Annotated in this window: 18 protein-coding genes and 1 pseudogene; 7 read left to right on the top strand and 12 right to left on the bottom strand. The window is 64.4% G+C overall.

Features of this window, described 5'->3' with window-relative positions; all coding sequences use genetic code 11:
- Positions 1–80 precede the first annotated feature (80 nt).
- The gene (locus tag PBT88_RS12015; RefSeq protein ID WP_270075584.1) at positions 81–536 is read left to right on the top strand and encodes a hypothetical protein; all 456 of its coding nucleotides are present in this window, start codon (positions 81–83) and stop codon (positions 534–536) included.
- 119 nt (positions 537–655) lie between these two features.
- Positions 656–2,047 carry a class II fumarate hydratase gene (fumC, locus tag PBT88_RS12010; protein ID WP_270079244.1) on the top strand — a complete coding sequence of 464 codons (1,392 nt, stop codon included), beginning with the start codon at positions 656–658 and terminating at the stop codon, positions 2,045–2,047.
- A gap of 25 nt (positions 2,048–2,072) precedes the next feature.
- Here fumC and PBT88_RS12005 read toward each other — a convergent pair whose 3' ends face one another.
- From PBT88_RS12005 to purB, 3 genes are all read right to left on the bottom strand, one after another.
- A complete protein-coding gene (locus PBT88_RS12005) occupies positions 2,073–4,559 on the bottom strand; it encodes an HWE histidine kinase domain-containing protein (RefSeq protein WP_270075583.1) in 2,487 nt (828 codons plus the stop codon).
- Between the two features lie 66 nt (positions 4,560–4,625).
- A complete protein-coding gene (locus PBT88_RS12000; RefSeq protein ID WP_270075582.1) occupies positions 4,626–5,183 on the bottom strand; it encodes a biliverdin-producing heme oxygenase in 558 nt (185 codons plus the stop codon).
- Positions 5,176–6,495, bottom strand: a complete 1,320-nt coding sequence (gene purB / locus PBT88_RS11995) for an adenylosuccinate lyase (protein WP_270075581.1) — start codon at positions 6,493–6,495, stop codon at positions 5,176–5,178. Before purB ends, PBT88_RS12000 begins: the two co-directional genes overlap by 8 nt.
- A gap of 153 nt (positions 6,496–6,648) precedes the next feature.
- Between purB and PBT88_RS11990 the strand changes: the two genes are divergently transcribed.
- A complete protein-coding gene (locus tag PBT88_RS11990; RefSeq protein ID WP_270075580.1) occupies positions 6,649–7,137 on the top strand; it encodes an EF-hand domain-containing protein in 489 nt (162 codons plus the stop codon).
- On the opposite strand, the pseudogene PBT88_RS11985 reads toward PBT88_RS11990, so the two are convergent.
- From PBT88_RS11985 to PBT88_RS11975, 3 genes and pseudogenes are all read right to left on the bottom strand, one after another.
- Positions 7,134–7,301: pseudogene (locus tag PBT88_RS11985) on the bottom strand (JAB domain-containing protein); the annotation flags it as partial. The gene PBT88_RS11990 and the pseudogene PBT88_RS11985 sit on opposite strands and share 4 nt — an antisense overlap.
- A gap of 108 nt (positions 7,302–7,409) precedes the next feature.
- Entirely contained in the window at positions 7,410–7,640 is a 231-nt protein-coding gene (locus PBT88_RS11980) for a helix-turn-helix transcriptional regulator (RefSeq protein ID WP_270075579.1), read from the bottom strand.
- A gap of 388 nt (positions 7,641–8,028) precedes the next feature.
- Positions 8,029–8,934, bottom strand: a complete 906-nt coding sequence (locus PBT88_RS11975; protein ID WP_270075578.1) for a LysR family transcriptional regulator — start codon at positions 8,932–8,934, stop codon at positions 8,029–8,031.
- A 79-nt stretch (positions 8,935–9,013) separates the two neighbouring features.
- Here PBT88_RS11975 and PBT88_RS11970 point away from each other — a divergent pair, with 79 nt between their 5' ends.
- From PBT88_RS11970 to qatD, 4 genes are read left to right on the top strand one after another with little or no spacing between them, the layout of a single operon-like run.
- Positions 9,014–10,234 (top strand): MFS transporter, encoded by a 1,221-nt coding sequence (locus tag PBT88_RS11970; protein WP_270075577.1) that lies wholly within the window; start codon positions 9,014–9,016, stop codon positions 10,232–10,234.
- Entirely contained in the window at positions 10,224–11,510 is a 1,287-nt protein-coding gene (locus PBT88_RS11965) for an SGNH/GDSL hydrolase family protein (protein ID WP_270075576.1), read from the top strand. Before PBT88_RS11970 ends, PBT88_RS11965 begins: the two co-directional genes overlap by 11 nt.
- A 23-nt stretch (positions 11,511–11,533) precedes the next feature.
- On the top strand, positions 11,534–12,571 hold the full coding sequence (locus PBT88_RS11960; RefSeq protein WP_270075575.1) for an aldo/keto reductase: 1,038 nt from the start codon (positions 11,534–11,536) through the stop codon (positions 12,569–12,571).
- A complete protein-coding gene (qatD, locus tag PBT88_RS11955) occupies positions 12,571–13,305 on the top strand; it encodes a Qat anti-phage system TatD family nuclease QatD (protein ID WP_270075574.1) in 735 nt (244 codons plus the stop codon). The genes PBT88_RS11960 and qatD overlap by 1 nt, the downstream gene beginning before the upstream one ends.
- 4 nt (positions 13,306–13,309) lie before the next feature.
- Here the strand turns inward: qatD and PBT88_RS11950 are convergent, their stop codons facing one another.
- The 6 genes from PBT88_RS11950 to PBT88_RS11925 all read right to left on the bottom strand — a co-directional run bounded on the left by PBT88_RS11950 (position 13,310) and on the right by PBT88_RS11925 (position 18,193).
- Positions 13,310–14,026: a hypothetical protein gene (locus PBT88_RS11950; protein WP_270075573.1), complete on the bottom strand. Its 717-nt coding sequence runs from the start codon at positions 14,024–14,026 to the stop codon at positions 13,310–13,312.
- A gap of 6 nt (positions 14,027–14,032) precedes the next feature.
- Positions 14,033–14,995 carry a hypothetical protein gene (locus tag PBT88_RS11945; RefSeq protein ID WP_270075572.1) on the bottom strand — a complete coding sequence of 321 codons (963 nt, stop codon included), beginning with the start codon at positions 14,993–14,995 and terminating at the stop codon, positions 14,033–14,035.
- Complete coding sequence (locus tag PBT88_RS11940) at positions 14,992–15,765, bottom strand: PDDEXK nuclease domain-containing protein (protein ID WP_270075571.1); 774 nt, start codon at positions 15,763–15,765, stop codon at positions 14,992–14,994. Before PBT88_RS11940 ends, PBT88_RS11945 begins: the two co-directional genes overlap by 4 nt.
- A gap of 48 nt (positions 15,766–15,813) precedes the next feature.
- Positions 15,814–16,233 (bottom strand): thermonuclease family protein, encoded by a 420-nt coding sequence (locus tag PBT88_RS11935; protein ID WP_270075570.1) that lies wholly within the window; start codon positions 16,231–16,233, stop codon positions 15,814–15,816.
- Positions 16,230–17,483 carry a tyrosine-type recombinase/integrase gene (locus PBT88_RS11930; RefSeq protein WP_270075569.1) on the bottom strand — a complete coding sequence of 418 codons (1,254 nt, stop codon included), beginning with the start codon at positions 17,481–17,483 and terminating at the stop codon, positions 16,230–16,232. Before PBT88_RS11930 ends, PBT88_RS11935 begins: the two co-directional genes overlap by 4 nt.
- 131 nt (positions 17,484–17,614) lie before the next feature.
- Entirely contained in the window at positions 17,615–18,193 is a 579-nt protein-coding gene (locus tag PBT88_RS11925; protein ID WP_270075568.1) for a JAB domain-containing protein, read from the bottom strand.
- Positions 18,194–18,312: the final 119 nt, after the last annotated feature.

Here is an 18,312-nt window from a genome sequence, read left to right as displayed (position 1 = left end):
CTGTCTCTCCCGGCCCGGTGGGCCATCCGGCGATCCGATCTTCAGGTAGCGTAGCGTCTTCTCCAACAGGGACGAGAAAGATGATACGCACCATGATGATGGGCGCGGCCGCCGTGCTGGCGCTGACGCTCGCCACGGTTTCCTCCGCCAAGATGTATAGCGACTACGCGCCCGAACAGGGGGTGTGGGAGATCAACGCGATCGAGGTCGATCCCAACCATATCGACGACTATCTGGTCGGGCTGCACCACACCCAGATCCCGCTGTTCGACATCCTGAAGAAGCGCGGCCTGATCGATGCCTACAAGATCATCGTCCGCAACGGCTTCGTCAAAGGCAACCCGAATGTCTTGATCGCGACGCACCTGCCCAATTTCGCGCTGCTCGGCCCCGACAAGGCGCGCGATATGGCGATCGAGAAAGAGATGGAGGCGGTGCTTCCGGAGGAGCAGGGCAAGGTGGCGATCGCCGGCTACGAGAAATATCGCCAGTTCCTCGATGACGGGTTCTGGAGCGAGGTGATCTTCGCGAAGTGAGGATGACCGGGGAGGGGGCGTGCCTCCTTTCCGGCGTCATCCTGCCCGATGGCGTGTTCCGATGGGTTGCATTGTCGGGCGACGATGCCAGCTTGGGGGCGAGCATCAGGAGCCCCGACATGACCGAGACCCGCACCGAGACCGACAGCTTCGGACCGATCGAGGTGCCCGCGTCGGCCTATTGGGGCGCGCAGACCGAGCGCTCGATCCATAATTTCCCGTTCGGATCGCAGGAGCGGATGCCGATCGGCATCGTCCGCGCGCTGGCGATCGTCAAGCAGGCGGCGGCACGGGTGAACCGTGGACATGGCCTCCCCGGCGACGTCGCCGATGCGATCGAGGCAGCGGCCGCATCCGTCGCGGCGGGCGATCATGACGATCAGTTTCCGCTGGTGATCTGGCAGACTGGCTCGGGCACCCAATCCAACATGAACGTCAACGAGGTCGTCGCCGGCATCGCCAATGAGGCGCTGACCGGCCAGCGCGGCGGCAAGGCGCCGGTCCATCCCAATGACCATGTCAACAAGAGCCAGTCGTCCAACGACAGCTTCCCGACCGCGCTGCACGTCGCGGCGGCGCTGGCGGTGACGCAGCGCCTGTTTCCGGCGCTGGAACGCCTGCACGCCGCGCTCGACCGGAAGGCGCAGGCCTGGGACGATATCGTCAAGATCGGCCGCACCCATTTGCAGGACGCGACGCCGCTGACGCTCGGCGACGAATTTTCCGGCTATGCCCATATGCTCTACCGCGATCGCCAGCGGATCGAGCCGGCGGTGACGCACGGCATGATGGCTTTGGCGCAGGGTGGCACCGCGGTCGGCACCGGGCTCAACGCGCCGGCGGGCTTCGCCGCAGCGGTCGCGCGCGCCATCGCCGATATCACCGGGCTGCCCTTCCGCACCGCCGACAACAAGTTCGAGGCGCTCGCCTCCAACGATCCGATCGTCCATCTGTCGGGCACGCTCAACACGCTGGCGGTGTCACTCTCCAAGATCGCCAACGATATCAGGCTGTTGGGGTCAGGCCCACGCTGCGGCCTCGGCGAACTGCATCTGCCGGAGAATGAGCCGGGCAGTTCGATCATGCCGGGCAAGGTCAACCCGACCCAGTGCGAGATGGTGACGATGGTGGCGGCGCAGGTGATGGGCAATCATGTCGCGATCACCATCGGCGGGCTTCAGGGGCATATGGAGCTCAACGTGTTCAAGCCGCTGATCGGCGCCAATGTGCTGCGCTCGATCGATCTGCTCAGCGTGGCGATGGAGAGTTTTGCCGAACGCTGCGTCGAGGGGTTGGAGCCGGATCGTCGCCGGATCGCCGAGTTGCTCGATCGTTCGCTGATGCTGGTGACTGCGCTCGCGCCGGAGATCGGCTACGACAATGCCGCGAAGATCGCCAAGCACGCGCACCATGAGGGCCTGACCTTGAAGGAAGCCGGGCTGGCGCTCGGCCTCGTCGACGGCGAGACGTTCGATCGGGTGGTGATCCCCGAGACGATGCTGGGGCGCTGACGGCCAAGCCCGGGGGCAGGCGAGATCAGCCGGCGCTCAGCAACGCCCCCAATTCCCGCGCCACGCCTTCGATGGTGTAGGGTTTCTGGAGCACCGGCGTGTCCGCATGCGCCGCGGGAAGCCTGGCCTGTTCGCCATAGCCGGTTGCGAAGAGGAAGGGGATGCCCAGCGCCTTCAACCGATCGGCGATCGGCAGGCTGGTCTCGGTGCCGAGATTGATATCCAGGATCGCCACCGTCGGCCGAGTGCGCCCGAGTTCGGCGATCGCCTGCGGGATGTTGGATGCCGTCGCGACGCTGTCTGCGCCGAGCCGGATGAGGATATCTTCCGCGTCCATCGCGATGATCAAACTGTCTTCGACCAGCAGGACAGGGCCGGACAGCAGCGGGCCGCCGGTCAACACGGGCGGTGGTGTCTCGGCTTCGACTGCCATCGCCGGCCGTGCGGCGATGCGCTGGCTGACATGGCGTTCCGGAATGACGAAATGCGCCGAAAGGCCGAGCGGGGCGAAATCGACCTTCGCCTCGCCACCGAGATCATAGGGGATCGAGCGGCGGATGATGGTGCTGCCGAAGCCCTGGCGGGTCGGCGGCTGGACGACCGGGCCACCGATCTCCTGCCAGTCGAGCGCGAGGCAGCCCTGCCGGTCGATCGACCAACGCACCTCGACATGGCCATTGTCGGAAAGGCCGCCATATTTGGCGCTGTTGGTCATCAACTCATGGATCACCAGCGCCAGCGTCGAGAAGGCATTGGGTTGCAGCAGTATCTCGGGGCCATCGGTGCGGACGCGATCGGCCTTGCCGGCCAGATAGGCGGCTGCTTCGGTCTCGATCAGGCCGCGCAGCGGGGCGGGGCCCCAATTGTCGCTGGTGATCTGGTTGTGCGCGCGCGCCAGCGCATGGATGCGGCCGTCCAGCTCGGTGACATACTCGTCGATCGAGCCCGAACCGCGTGACTGGCGGACGAGGCCGCGGATCAGCGACAGGATGTTGCGAACCCGGTGATTGAGTTCGGCGATCAGCAATTCCTGCCGCTCGGCCGCCTGCTGGCGTTCGACATGCGCCTCGTCGGACATGCGGAGCACGACCTCGATCAGCGTCGCCCGCAGCGATTCGGCCACCTGCCGCTCCATGGCGGTAAAGGGCTGCGATCGGCCGCGCACCGTTTCGCTCCACGCATCGAAGCTCTTGCGCGGGCTGAGCCTGTCACCATTGGGGCCGAACTGCTTGGGCAGGAAGGGATCGCCCGCCCAGCGCACCGTCCGGATGATCTCCTGCCGGAACAGCACGACATAATCGCGTGGCGAGCGCGAGATCGGCAATGCCAGCATCCCGGCGGCGATATCCGACCAGCGCTCGGCCTCCGGGAAGAAGCCGGCGATATGATCGGTCGCATAGACCTTGCCGGCTTCGGCCCGGTTGAGCTCGCGGACCAGGCGGGTGAAGCTGTCCTCGTCGGGGGCAAGCCCGGCAATGGCGACCATGCCGTTGATCACGACGCCGATGCCGTCGGCGGGGATCGCCTCGTCCAGCGTTTCGGCGAGCCACGCCGGATCGTCCCGCAAGGATGCGTCGCCGGCCAACTGGACGAGCAAACGCTCGCTCACCGCATGGGCACGCGCGGAATAGGCTGCCGCCTCCCGCCGTTCCAGCGCCTCGAGTTTCATCGCGAACATCTGGCCGAACAGCTCGGCCAGCGATCTGCGCTCCAGCCCGGGACAGCGCGGGGAATAATGGTGGCAGGCGAACAGGCCCCACAGCCGCCCCTCGATCACGATCGAGATCGACAGCGAGGCGCCGACGCCCATATTGGTGAGATATTCGATGTGGATCGGCGATACCGCACGCAATACGGACAGCGAGAGGTCGAGCGGTCGCCCGCGCTCGTTGAGCGTCGGCAGCACCGGCACCGGCACGGCACCGACATCGGCGATGATCCGGAACAGGTTGCGCTGGTAGAGCGCGCGCGCCTGCGCCGGAATATCGGTGTGCGGATAATGGAGATGCAGGAAGCTGCCGATCCCCGACCGTGCCGCCTCGGCGACGACCTCGCCATTGCCCTGCGGATCGAAGCGATAGACCATCACCCGATCGAAACCGGTGAGCGCGCGCACCTGCCGTGCGCCTTCGCGCAGAAAGGCGTCCATCTTCGTCGCCTGGTCGAGCCGGCTCATCATCGATCGGATGGTGCCTGCGCCGTCCCCCAGTTCGGGCTGGCTCAGTTCGGCCTCGATCACGATGCCGCCGTCGGACAGATGCAGGGCGACGTCGAAGCTCTGCTCGATTTCGGCGAGTTTCAGGCCGAACACCCGCTCGGTGGCGTCATGGCCGCGCAGCAGCGATACGCGGTTGCGGATGGCGTGGACGGCCTCGCCCCCGAGGATGTCGACGACCGGGCGGCCGAGCAGCTCTTCCGGGCGTTTTCCGATGAATTCGCCGGTATTGGCGGAGGTGCGGGAGATCAGCCAATCGGAAGACAAAGCGATCAGGAAACCGAAAGGCTGGATCAAGCCCGGAATATGAATCGGTTCGCGATCGCAATTGCTCAGATCGACCTGTTCCCTGATATCGCCCACTTAGTCCGTCTTTCCCCTGACCCGCAGGCCCGCTTGCTCGAAGATAACGAACGCGGCGCGGGCGCTTTCGGTTGCGGCGGCGATGTCTTGCGGGAGGGTAAGCGCTTTGTCGAGGCTTTGCAGGAAGTTCCGCCACGCCCCGGCGGATTGGGGTGTGCCGAGATAGGATTTCGGCAGCGTGTCCGGCACGGCTCGGGCGAGCACCGCACCGCCGAGCCGCGAACCTTCCACGACATAGGCGGCGCCCCATGAGGCCGCCGGCGTCGCCAGCGCCAGCGCCAGCGCCGGCACGGGCAGCGGGGCCGGCGCCGTGGCGCCGAGCATGGCCAGATCGGCGGCGATGGCATGGCCGCGCCGCCGTTCCGGCCAGTCCGGCAGCACGGTATCGAAGCCGGCCTCGTCCAGCGCCGTCTCGATCGCCGCCAGGGCCATCGCATGGGCGGTCAGAAAAGCACGATACTCCTCGGCATCGTCCAGCCGGAAAGCCCCGAACAGGGCGTCCAGCCGTTCGTGATCGGCCGCCGTGCCGTGGCGCAAGGCGGCACGGGCATCAGACATAGCGGCCGAACACCCGCTGGAAGATCGTGTCGACATGCTTGAAGTGATAGCCGAGATCGAACTTGTCCTCCATCTCGTTGACGCTCAATGCCGCGGTGACCTCGGGATCGGCCTTGAGCAGTTCGAGCAGCGACAGTTCGCCGTCGGACTCCCACACCTTCATCGCGTTGCGCTGGACGAGGCGATAGGCATCCTCGCGGGACACGCCGGCCTGGGTCAGCGCCAGCAGCACCCGCTGCGAATGGACGAGGCCGCCCATCTTATCGAGATTCTTCTGCATCCGCACCGGATAGACCAGCAGCTTGTCGATCACCCCGGTGAGGCGCGCCAGGGCGAAATCGAGCGTGATCGTCGCGTCGGGGGCGATGCCGCGTTCCACCGACGAGTGCGAGATGTCGCGCTCGTGCCACAGCGCGACATTCTCCATCGCCGGGTTCACCGCCGAACGGACGAGGCGGGCGAGGCCGGTGAGATTCTCGGTCAGCACCGGGTTGCGCTTGTGCGGCATCGCCGACGAACCCTTCTGGCCGGGCGAGAAATATTCCTCCGCCTCCAGCACCTCGGTGCGCTGGAGGTGGCGGACCTCGATCGCCAGCCGCTCGATCGACGAGGCGACGACGCCCAGCACCGCGAAGAACATGGCATGGCGATCGCGCGGGATCACCTGGGTCGAGACCGGCTCCGGCGTCAGGCCGAGCTTGGCGGCGACATGCTCCTCGACCTGCGGATCGATATTGGCGAAGGTGCCGACCGCACCCGAAATGGCGCAGGTCGCGATCTCCTCGCGCGCATCGACCAGGCGCTTGCGGCAGCGCTGGAATTCGACATGCGCCTGCGCGAGCTTGAGGCCGAAGGTCACCGGCTCGGCATGGATGCCGTGGCTGCGGCCGATCGTGGGGGTCAGCTTATGCTCGATCGCGCGGCGCTCCAGCACCTCGAGCAGCCGGTCGACGTCAGCGATCAGCAGGTCGGCGGCGCGCTTCAGCTGCACCGCGAGGCAGGTGTCGAGCACGTCGGACGAGGTCATGCCCTGGTGCATGAAGCGCGCCTCGTCGCCGACCTGCTCGGCCACCCAGGTCAGGAAGGCGATGACGTCATGCTTGGTGACGGCCTCGATCGCGTCGATCGCGGCGACGTCGATCACGGGCTTGGTCGCCCACCAGTCCCACAGCGCCTTGGCGGCGGACGGCGGCACGACGCCGAGCTCGCCCAGCTTCTCGGTGGCATGGGCCTCGATCTCGAACCAGATCGCGAAACGGCTCTCGGGTGTCCAGATCGCGACCATGTCGGGGCGCGAATAGCGGGGGATCATGGCAAGTCCTCGAAATGCGGGAAAATCCTCGCGCGCCTAGCAGAGCAGATGAAGGGCGGCAACAAAACGGCGCGGCCACGGGGCGGCTCGCCGTCCGGTTCATCGCGGCGCAACGAAATTCGGCCTATCGACGCGATCCGAGGAGTCGAGACCATGTCGATATTGCTGGGGGCACTGCTGGTAGCCGGCGCCGCGGCCGCTGCCCCGCCGCGCAGTCCTCCGGCACCGGAGGCGGCGGTCGCCCAGTCGGCGGCTTCACCGCCCGTCGCTGCGCCCCGGCCGACCCGCGATCAGGTGCTTGCCGCCGTCCGCTCGGAATGGTCGACATATGATCAGGGCGACAAGGGCCGGCTCACCCCGCTCGAGTTCAGCACCTGGGTGATGCGGTCGCACGGCGGATCGGTCGAGCAGCGAGGCCGGGCGAAGGGCGCGTCTGCCAAGGGCATTGCGCCGGTCTCGGCGATGAATGCGTCGTCCACCGCCTTCGCGCGCGCCGATGCCAACCATGATGGCGGTGTCACCCCCGACGAGATGACCCGCTTCCTGATGACGCCACCGACGCCCACCGCATTGTCCCGCGCCAGGGCGGGCGTCGCGAAGCCCGCTCCTGCAAAGCCTCTCGAGGCGCTGGTGGTGCATTAGATCAGTCCCAGCGCCCTCATGCTGGCGTGGCCCTTGCTGCCGATGATGACGTGATCGTGGACGGACAGGCCCAATGGCCGCCCGGCCTCGATGATCTGCTTGGTCAGCGCGATGTCCTGCCGGCTCGGCGCGGGATCGCCGCTGGGGTGATTGTGGATCATCACATTGATGCTGGTTAAGTGGTTCAATCGCTTGCACAAAAAGCGCTAGTTAAGAGTCGGTGGGAGCGACGATTGAGATCGGAACGGTGTGCATCAACGTGATCATCACGCTCAATCCGGCTCGATCAGGAGCGATCTGTGCGAGGCACGGCAAGCCACGAGGTTCTTCTCGTCCCAAGCGTCGAGCTGGTCAACGGGGTAGAGGACCGCCTTGCCGATCTTCACGAAGCCAGGGCCAACACGGGCCGACCGCCAGTTCCGCAATGTGCCAAGGCTAATTTCGCCTCGGTATCGATCGGCGACCTCAGCTGGCGTAAGGTATCTTTGGGCACCCACGATCATCTCCCGGCAATATCAGTACCCAAGAGGCAATCGTAATCAGGCGCTGTCATCAACCCTGAAGCTAAGGGCGTAGTGTTCTAGCAAAGTCCCGGCGCCACATCGGCGGGCTTATGTTATCCCCCTTATGGCGGCTGACGGCAGTTTGGACTGGGGTCGCTGACCTACCCTCCGAAGGCGAAGGTCTCAGGTTCGAATCATGATGGGTGCGCCAGCTTCTTGGCATCATTGCCTCTTCTCGAGCCGATCGAAATGGGACATGCGTGCGATCACGCAATCAGTCTCGCGCGTAGGAATGTTTGATATCAACAGTCTGCGGCCGCCGGGCATATGCCCTTCGCTTCCCGCCGCTGCGCAACCCACACATAGAGGCGCAGAGGCACTTGGGGCGTCAAGCCACGGGTCCCTTCTCCGCAAGGAAGTCGAGCAGCGCCCGCACCCTCGACGGAAGCGGTCCACCTTGCCCGATATAGATCGCATGGAAGGCTTCGCGATCGCCGGGATTCAGATGTTCTAAAACCCGCACGAGACGCCCAGCGGCGAGATCCTCGTGAACCGTAAATGCTGCGAGGCGCGCCAGACCTACGCCGTTCAAAGCCAATCGGCGCAATGCTTCGCCGTCACTGGCTTGAACCCGTCCCACAGCAGGAATGATGACGGTCTCGGCTCCCTTCCTCATCGGCCAGCCGTCGACGGTGCGAACATAGCCGAAGCCGAGACGGTTGTGCTGTTCCAGGTCTTCAAGCGTCTTCGGCTCGCCTAGCCGCGCAAGGTATGAGGGTGCAGCGGCGATAACCAATGCCGTGTCGCCGAGCTTGCGTGCGACAAGACTGGAACTTTTGAGGGGACCGGCGCGCACCGCCACGTCGGTCCGCTCGGCTAACAGATCGACCACCATGTCGGTTTGCACCAGATCAAGCGTGACGCCCGGATAAAGATCCAAAAATTCCGGCAGGATCGGAGACAGTATGTGGGTGGCGTATGACGCACTTGTGTTGAGGCGGATGCGTCCCACCGGCTGCTCTCCGGCTCCCACGCCGCGTTCTGCGTCAGCAATGTCCGCCAGTATCCGCGTTGCGCGTTCGTAGAATGCACATCCTTCTGGTGTGAGCTGGAATGCTCGCGTCGAACGATTGACCAGCCGCGCGCCAAGCCGCGCTTCGAGCCGGGTGACGAGTTTGCTGACTGCGGAGGGCGTCATGCGGCAAACGCGCGCGGCGGCCGAGAAGCCCCCGCGCTCCACGACGCAGACAAACACTTCCATTTCGCCGGACCGGTTGATTTCAGAACGCGCCATTGGTCCTTCAATTCATAAGTGATATTACATCCGGCATACTATATCATGCCCAGATGCGGGTCTATGTCTCGTCTCGAACTTGAACGTTGCGAGACAGATCATGCCGTTGGCGCTCTATGCCCTGACGGCCGGAGCCTTCGGCATCGGCGTCACGGAATTCGTCATAATGGGATTGCTGCTTGACGTAAGCTACGATTTCGGTGTGTCGATCGCAGCAGCGGGCCTTCTGATTTCCGGTTATGCGCTCGGTGTGGTGATCGGTGCGCCGGTCCTGACCGTCCTGACCTCGCGATGGCCACGCAAGACCGTGCTGCTGGCGCTGATGGCGATCTTCATCGCCGGGAACGCCACCTGTGCGCTGGCGCCGAGTTACGACTTCCTCATGGCGGCGCGCGTGCTGACGGCGTTGGCGCATGGCACCTTCTTCGGGGTCGGATCGGTGGTTGCGACGGGTCTTGTCGCCGAAAATCGCAAGGCGTCCGCCATCGCCGTGATGTTCACGGGGTTGACGGTGGCCAACATCCTCGGCGTGCCATTCGGAACATGGATCGGCCAGCATCTCGGCTGGCGGGCCACCTTCGGCGCCGTGACACTGGTGGGGCTCATCGCCTTCGCCGTCATCGCGGCGCTCGTCCCTAAGGACAGCGGCGCGCCGGAGACAAGCGACTGGCGGGTGGACCTCGCCACCATCCTTCGCGGTCCGGTTCTGCTCGGTCTGGTCACGACCGTCCTCGGCTATGCCGGCGTCTTCGCCGTCTTCACCTATATTGCGCCGATGCTGACCCGCATCAGCGGGTTTCAGGAAGCGGCGGTCTCGCCCATCCTGCTGGTTTTCGGCGGCGGTCTCGTCGTCGGCAACCTGATAGGCGGCAAGCTCGCCGATCGTAGTCTTCTCCCCACCGTGATCGGCACGCTGATCGTGCTTGCGCTCGTGCTGGCCGCGATGACAGCCGGGCTTGGCTCCGCCGTTTCCGCAGTCGCCTTCACCGGACTGCTCGGCGCGGCGGGTTTCTCCACCGTCGCGCCTCTCCAGATGTGGGTTTTGTCCAAGGCGGAAGGTGCCGGCCAGAGCTTGGCGTCTTCCTTCAATATCGCGGCCTTCAATCTCGGTAACGCGATCGGCGCCTGGGCAGGCGGCGTCGTGATCGACCACGGTCCCGGCCTCGGCTTCGTGCCGCTCGTCGCTGCCCTGTTCCCGGCGGCGGCGGTCGGTGTCGCCGTCTCGGCGATGATGGTCGGTCGCGCTTCGCGCTCTGCCTTCACCGATCAAGCAACCGGATCAAAGACCCATGTCCATTGAAACTCGAAGAGCGCGTTCACGCCCGAAAACGGCCTTCGCGAAACAGCTCTCCATCTTTGCTTTGGCCGCGTCTCTGTTCGTCGAAACACCAGCATTGGCACAGGACACAAACTGGATTGGCACATGGATGGCGAGCCCACAGCCGACGTGGGGCGCTGACTTCGCTTTTCCCACTAAGATCCCCGCTGCTGTCCAGAACCAGACTTTCCGGCAAGTAATCAGGATCAGCCTTGGCGGTCCCCGCTTTCGATTCGTCTTCTCCAACATTTACGGAGACGCGCCGATGAAGATCGGCGCTGCGAGCGTCGCCATCGCCGGCCCAAACGCGACCTCCGCCATCCAAGCAGTTCAAAGCCTGTCGTTCGGAGGAAAGGAAAGCACAGTCATCCTACCCGGTGCGCAGGCTGTCAGTGATCCGCTCGACATGACCGTGGCGGACGGCACGCAACTTGTCGTCTCGACCTGGCTACCCGACAAAACGTCGCTCAAGACTTTTCATTGGGACGGCCGTGCGACGGCGTGGTTTGGACAGGGCGACCTCACTCGCGCCACGACCTTCCCGGCAAAGGATAAGACCGATGCGCGCATCCTGCTGAGCGAGGTTCTTGTCGATACCACAAACGAGGGAGCCGTAGTTGCTGTCGGCGATTCCATTACCGATGGTAACGGCGCGACCATCGACGCCAACACGCGATGGCCGGATTTCCTCGCCATGCGTTTTGCCCCGAACCATATCGCGGTGCTCAATGCCGGCATCTCGGGCGGCAGACTGCTCCAAGACAAGATGGGGGTGAACGCGCTCGCGCGGCTCGACTGCGATGTGCTCACCCAGCCGAACGTCAGAGCCGTCATCCTGCTGATCGGCATCAACGACATTGCCTGGCCCGGCACGGCGTTCGCGCGTCAACAAGTCCGCCCCGCGGCCGAGGCGATGATCGCGGGCTATCGGCAGTTCATCGCACTCGCCCATGCCCGCAACGTCCGGGTGATCGGCGCAACCCTCACGCCGTTTGAAGGTGCGCTCTCCGGCACCCCGCTCGACGACTACTACAACACGGACAAGGACGCGCTTCGTCTGGAAATCAACCGCTGGATCAGAGAAAGCGGCGCGTTCGATGGCGTCATCGATTTCGACCGGCTCCTTCGTGATCCCGCGCATCCCGCACGGCTCGCCCCGATCTTTGATTCCGGCGACCACCTTCATCCCGGTGACGCGGGCAACAAGGCGATGGCGGGCGCTATCGACCTCGGCGTTCTGCTCGGCAGCCATCCCTGATTTTCACCATAAAGGATCATGTCATGGACTATCGTTTTCTCGGCCGATCAGGTCTCAAGGTTCCGGTGCTGAGTTTCGGCGCGGGCACATTCGGCGGAACGGGACCACTGTTCGGGGCATGGGGCACCACGGATGTAGAAGAGGCGCGACGCCTGATCGACGTCTGCCTGGAAGCAGGTGTCAACTTGTTCGATACTGCGGATGTCTATTCCAATGGCGCATCCGAGGAGGTTCTGGGCGCGGCCCTCAAGGGCCGGCGCGACAGCGTGCTGATCTCGACCAAAACCAGCCTGCCGATGGGGGAGGGTCCGAATGAGGCTGGATCCTCAAGGTTCCGATTGATCCGCTCCGTCAACGATGCGTTGAGGCGCTTGGGGACCGACCATATCGACCTCCTCCAATTACACGCCTTCGACGCCAACACGCCGATGGAGGAGGTTCTGTCGACGCTCGATGTGCTCGTGCGGGACGGCAAGGTGCGCTACGTCGGCGTGTCCAACTTCTCCGGCTGGCAGATCATGAAAGCGCTGGCGGTCGCCGACCGTCATGGCTGGCCCCGTTATGTCGCCAATCAGGTCTATTACTCGCTGATCGGTCGTGATTATGAGTGGGACCTGATGCCGCTCGGCGCCGATCAGGGCCTCGGCGCGATGGTCTGGTCGCCCCTTGGATGGGGCCGGCTGACAGGAAAAATTAGACGTGGAGCGCCGCTGCCTGAGGGGAGCCGTCTTCACGCAACGGCGAGCTTCGGACCGCCCGTGGAAGACGAGCACATGTTCCGTGTCGTCGATGCGCTGGAGTTGGTGGCGGCGGAAACCGGGAAGACCGTGCCACAGGTGGCGCTCAACTGGCTAACTCAGCGGCCCACCGTGTCATCAGTCATCATCGGCGCGCGCAACGAAGAACAGCTCCGCCAAAACCTCGGCGCGATCGGCTGGACGCTTTCGCCCGAGCAGATCGCCAAGCTCGATGAGGCGAGCACCGTCACCACGCCATATCCGCACTTTCCCTATCGGCGTCAGGAAGGCTTTGCGCGCCTAAATCCGCCGATCGCAATATGATGGAAAAGTCCGAGTTGAGGAGATCGGCATCGCGGATGTGTCAGACGCGGCTGACGAAAGCGGTTTTGCTTTTTGGCTCGCGATTGATTGCCGAAGCAGCTTGCGAAGCTCGTGCGCAACATTTGGCGGCAGGTAAGACCCGCATCCGCACTGCCCTCGGCCTCCACCCGCAGCTCGTTCACGATCGGAAGGGGGAACTGCCGCAGTTCGAGCGCTTGATCAGCGAGACGCGCTACGTCGGGGAGGTCGGACTCGACGGCGGACCCGAGTTCAAACACTACTGGGAGGATCAGGTCGCCGTCTTCACCCGCATCCTGAACATATGCCGCGCGGCGGGAGGCAGGGTCATGTCGCTTCATAGCCGGCGTGCGGCGAAGGCGGTGCTGGACGCGCTCGAAAACCATTCCGGGGCTGGAACACCGATCCTGCATTGGTTTTCCGGCTCGAACCGCGAATTGGCACGAGCGATCGATCTGGGCTGCTGGTTCAGCGTCGGCCCTGCCATGCTCCGGGGCGAAAAGGGACGTGAACTGACCGCCAAAATGCCGCGCGACCGTCTCCTGACGGAGTCAGATGGTCCGTTCGCCCAGGTCGCTGGGCGCTCCGCATGGCCTTGGGAAGTCGGGGAGGCCATTGCCGACCTCGGCACGATCTGGGGCTTGTCTCGGGCGGATACCGAGCGGCAGCTTCTGGCCAACCTGTCATCGCTCGGCCGTGCGGCCGGCGTCGCTTGAGGCGCTAGCTGGGTGGCCGGGCGGGAGATGTGTCAGCTGGAGCGTGGCCTGCGGCAGTTTGCACGACACCGGCGCGAAGGCTCAGATACGCTAAAATCATCGTCCCCACCAAGCGCGTCGCTTCGAAGAAGCTGTCCACGACTTCATAATAAGTTTCCTCCGGGCGGGGAGGGTCTTCGCCGCTAATGGAAAATGTTGCCACGCGGGTTGCATCATCGGTGTGCGCGATTGACGTGTAGAAGTGGCGGCCAGACAGGTGCACGAAGTCCGATGCTCTCTCGTAGACCGGGCTGATCCACGGATTCGACTTGGCGAGTTCCGCACGAAGGTGGGCATCGCTCAGCTTGTTTCCCGCTTGGTCGCGTAGGGTGTTGAAGCGAGCGCCGTCGAGCACCGAGCGGCACGCCGCGACCATGTCGTCGACCAGGAACAAGCCGTTGACCCGCATCGCAGTGTCGATTTGCATGCGCAGGACGGCAGCGGCGCAGGGGAAGTTGCGTGTTTCGATCAACTGCTTGAAGCCTCGCGCTTGAGCGAGAGTGCGTCGTGTCGCTCCGACCACGAAGAAGTCGGCATGCGAGAGCGCGGTCGTCGCGCCGAGCAGCGGTGCGGCCTTCCTGATAAGTTCGGCTTCGAAGCGGTCGAGCCGGGCGAGGCGCGTGGCGAGGTCAGGCTCGGGAGCGTGCGCGGCATCCGACGGAACTGAGGGATCGTCGCTCATCGAGCATCAGGCGAGAAGACGGGCAACGGACATGTATGGCTCCGCCTCGAGGTTCAACGCCGAGATCTTCGCCTTAAGCAGCCGGCGCAGATCGACTAGCTGATCCAGCACCGAGCGAAGGTCGAACCCCTCCATCAGGAAGATAGCCTTGTCGGGACTCTGCTTCAGGAGGGGGACGACGTGCTCGGACCAGCCCTCCACAGAAAGGAAGAGACCCATGGTCTGCCTCCCCGACCGCGCGACTTGGCCCGCCAAACCGTCCAATTGGCGTATGTCGGGCAGCCGCGTGCGCCATCGGCACTCGACGAGGTAATGCCAACCGTCCAGCTCGAACGCGGCGTCGATCTGCTCTGCACCGCCGTTCCGGCGAAAGGGACGGACGACTGCGATTCCGTGGAGATCGAAGGTCCGGTTCAGCAGATCTTCGAGAAGGTAGCCTCGCTTCTGGTGGTCATCCGATGACGCCGCCTGATCGAACTGCGCGAGGAGCAACGCGCTTTGGCGACGCATCATGTCCGCCTGCTCGCGGCTCCGTTGCTGGGCCGCCGCTGTCCGACGCGCCTCGGCCTCGCTTCGCTCGCGCTCGTCTGCCGCAGCCAATACCCCACGCAGCTCGCGAGCCTTCTGAACCACGGCGCGTGCCTGATATTCGTTCTGAGCAAGGTGGAACGCCGTCCAATCGGCAGCGAGAGATACGATGTTGCGAACGACGGCATGGTCCTGGCCGGTCTGAGCCAGCGCATCGAGAACGACCGCTCCCGCATCGCGCTTCGAACGCTTGTCGCCGGTCGCCGGATCGCGCTCGGTCAGGAACCGCCGGATGAGGTCTTCGGGCACCTCGGCGCGCCGGAGAACCTGCTCGGCTGCGGTCTTCTTGATGTAGACAAGGCTGGCGATCGCCTCGATGGCAAGGCGCCGTGCGTCGGCATCGGGTGTCGTGTCGAGGCTGTCGCCTGCGTCCATCGTCATCGCCTGTCTCCCGCCTGGATAGCGCGAAGCTCGGCGAGGAAGGTCGATGCGATCGCTTCTGCCTCCACTGCCGCTTCCTCGGCGATGTCGAGGCCGTGGGCTGCGCGATTGAGGGCTTGGAGTGAAGTGTGAAAGCGTCGGGTGCTCGGCGGGGCGAGACCCTGCCGGTCCAACTGCTGCAGGCTTGCTGCAATGGTGAGAGGGCGTTCGGATGTGTCAACGCCGTCCACCATGGATCGAAGCTCGCGCTCGATTTCGATCCGCAGCTGCACCAGCGAGATCAGCGGGAAGTCGCGCGCAAACTCGGCGACGGTCGGCAGTTCGGCCTGGAGGGTTTCGGGCAGGGCTGCCGATACGCGATACTCGGCGACGCCCATCGGCTTGACCGAGTCTCGGAGCGCATATTCGACAACCACCTCGTTCTTCCCTTTGCACAGGATGATCCCGATACTCGGCGCATCCGCCTCATGGCGGAGTTGATCGTCCACAGCGGATAGCGCCCGCATGTAGTTCAAGTTTCGAGCCGATAGCCCCGTCATTTCCGGGAAGTCCCGCCGGAGGTCGTCGGCCAGGCGCTGGATGACGCGGGCGCCCCAGCCCTCGGCCGACTGCCGGCCGAGAATGTCACGACCGATGCTCCAATAGAGCATGATCAGTTCTTGATTGACGGCGACAGCGGCCTTCAGGCGGGCCGCTCGGATCCGCTCCTTAAGCTCGGCCAGTAGAGAGGCGTAGCCGTCGCCGTCCGGGAAGGGGACAGGCGTGGTCATTCCTGAACCCTAGCAGGATGGATCCTGAAAAGCTTCACGATCTGGCATCTACCGACCGCCTTCGGGCACACCAGCCTGCCTGAGCAATGTTCCGATCGATCGCCCACGGATCGTGCAAACAGCGATGACCCTGTCATAGACCCGGACCCGCCCGCTGCGGCCTCGCATGGATGTGCATGACGCCGGATGGCCGAGAGCGATCGTCGTCAGCGCGGCTTTTGCCTCCATGCCTGAGGGAGCATGAAGTTCCGGTGCGTCGAAGTCGGCGAGGCGCACCTCGATCCAGGTTTGTGGATCGTCCGACGTGCCGATACACATGCTGTCGCCGTCCCCGACGTAGCGCACCGATCCCGAGAAGCGCTGGCCCGCGCTCGACGGCAGCGGAGAGGTGCACGGGTCGGCAAGCGCAGGGGATGCTGCGCCGATGCCCGCAAGGAGCGCACAGCCGATCGCGCCTCGCCCGATCATGCTGCTTCTTTCAGCGACTTTCGGCCAGACTTCTTGGCGAGCATCGCGCGCACGAACTTGTCCCACCGGGCCATGCCGGCGCGCTTCTCGGGCATGTAGTTCCAGCGGTCGTAACTTTTCGAACTGACGTCTTGAAGCGCGTGGTTCTGGATGCGGTCGCGGATCTCCTTCGGCACGCCGGCTTTGCCGGCGAGCGTCTTCCAGGTCCGCCGTAGGTCGCGGTTTGTCACAGAGGGGATCACGCCTCGGTCACGCTGGCGCCAGACGAAGCTGTATAGAGTACCGTGGCTGACCGGCTTGGATGGGTCCTTCGCCGATGGGAAGAACCAGCCGTGCTCGTTCGGCGTGATGGATTCGATCAGTTCCGCCGCGATCGAAGGCATCGGGACCGCATGAGGCTGGAGGTTTTTGGTCTTCGACCAGTCGATGATCCGCTCGGAAGCATCCCATTGATCGACATGCAAACGCGCAAGCTCCTCGACGCGCTGGCCAGTCAGCATGATGAGCTGGACGGCGCGCGGATACGAGGGGTGTACCGGCACGTCTGGACAATCAAGCCAGCGGAACAGGCGCAGATACTCGTCCTCGTCCAGCCAGCGTGTGCCCTGTACCTTCGGTTCAGTCGGGATCCCCGCGGCGGGGTTGAAGAGCAGCCGAAAGCGTCGCGGTGACGTGTTGCGGTAGTCGAGCTCGGATTTCATGCCCCAGCTATAGGCGGCGCGGATGTAGCAGCGGACATGGTCGGCCATCGCGCGCGAGCCCCGATCAAAGATGGGCCGCAGGACCTCCGTTATCTCCTCCGGCTCAATCTCGCGTGCGAGGCGGTTGCGGCCGAGCGTGTCGGCGACCTTCTCAAGTCCCTTCTCCGTCTCCTTCCAGGACGGCTTCCCGGCTTCCTTCAGGGCCGTGACGTACCCCTCGAAGAGGTCGGCCACCGTTCCTGGCCGGGTGTCTGTCGCGATCTTGATGCTGCGACCCTTCTGGATTGCGTCGGCATAGTCGCGCTTGAACACCTCGCGCGCACCGGACAGCGACATAGAGGGGTAGTCACCGAGCTTCGCCTTGATCCGTTTGCCGTCGCGCCACTGCTGGGCCATCCACTCGGCGATGACCCGCTTCGGCATCAGTCGCAGGGCGAGGATCAAACGACCGACACCGCGTCCCTCGCCGTCGGCAAGCGACTTCTGCCTGCCGCTCATCTCCACCTCTTTGATGCTGCGCCGGATTGCGCCGTCAGTCAGGCTGCCCATGCCACATCTCCCGAAAGCTGGGGGCGGTAGTCGGTCGGCAACTGAGGTCGGTGAATACGCCGATCCCCCAATAACCGCCCTCAATATGCCTCAGTGTCCGGCGCCTCGACAAGCTAAAAGGTGCTTGTGTTTCAATGTGCCTGAGCGTGATCGAACGTGATCTGCGAGGGGATAGTGGGGTGGTTGTGCACGAGGATGATCGCCGCCGATCCCAGCTCCATAGCCCGCGTGATCACCGCCCGAATATGCACGGCGGACTGGTCGATCGTGCCCTCCGAGATCGTCTCGTCGCGGATCAGCATGTTCCGGGTGTTCAGATGCAGCACGCGGACCCGCTCGATGCCGATATGCGCCATATCGGCCTGGAGATAATCGAGCAGCGCCTGCCAGCCGGACAGGATCGGCTGGGTTATGGTCCTGGTCTTGAGCAGGCGCACCGCCGACGCGCCGGCGATCCGGATCGCCGCGATCGCGCCGTCGCCCATGCCCTTCACCCGCATCAACTGTTCGGGCGCGGCCGACAGCAGCGGGCCGAGACCACCGAACTCGCGCAGCAAGGCCTTGGCGAGCGGCTTGGTGTCGCGGCGCGGAATGGCGAGCGCGAGCAGATATTCGACGATCTCGTAATCCTGCAGCGAATCCGGCGCGTCGAGCAGCCGCCTGCGCAGGCGGGCGCGGTGTCCGGCGGCGTCGGGCGGGGACTCGCTCATCGCGGGAATTGCTAGCAGGCGGAGCGATCCGCGCAATTATCTGTTTTCGGATGATGTTCGGGGCTGGGCAAGCGGCCCGCCATTTCCCTATGCAGGATCAGGGTCCGGGTGGGAGCAGG

It is taken from the genome of Sphingomonas abietis (assembly GCF_027625475.1).
GTDB lineage: Bacteria > Pseudomonadota > Alphaproteobacteria > Sphingomonadales > Sphingomonadaceae > Solisphingomonas > Solisphingomonas abietis.
The sequence above is the reverse complement of the archived record's forward strand: the minus strand, read 5'-3'. Positions and strand labels throughout refer to the sequence as shown.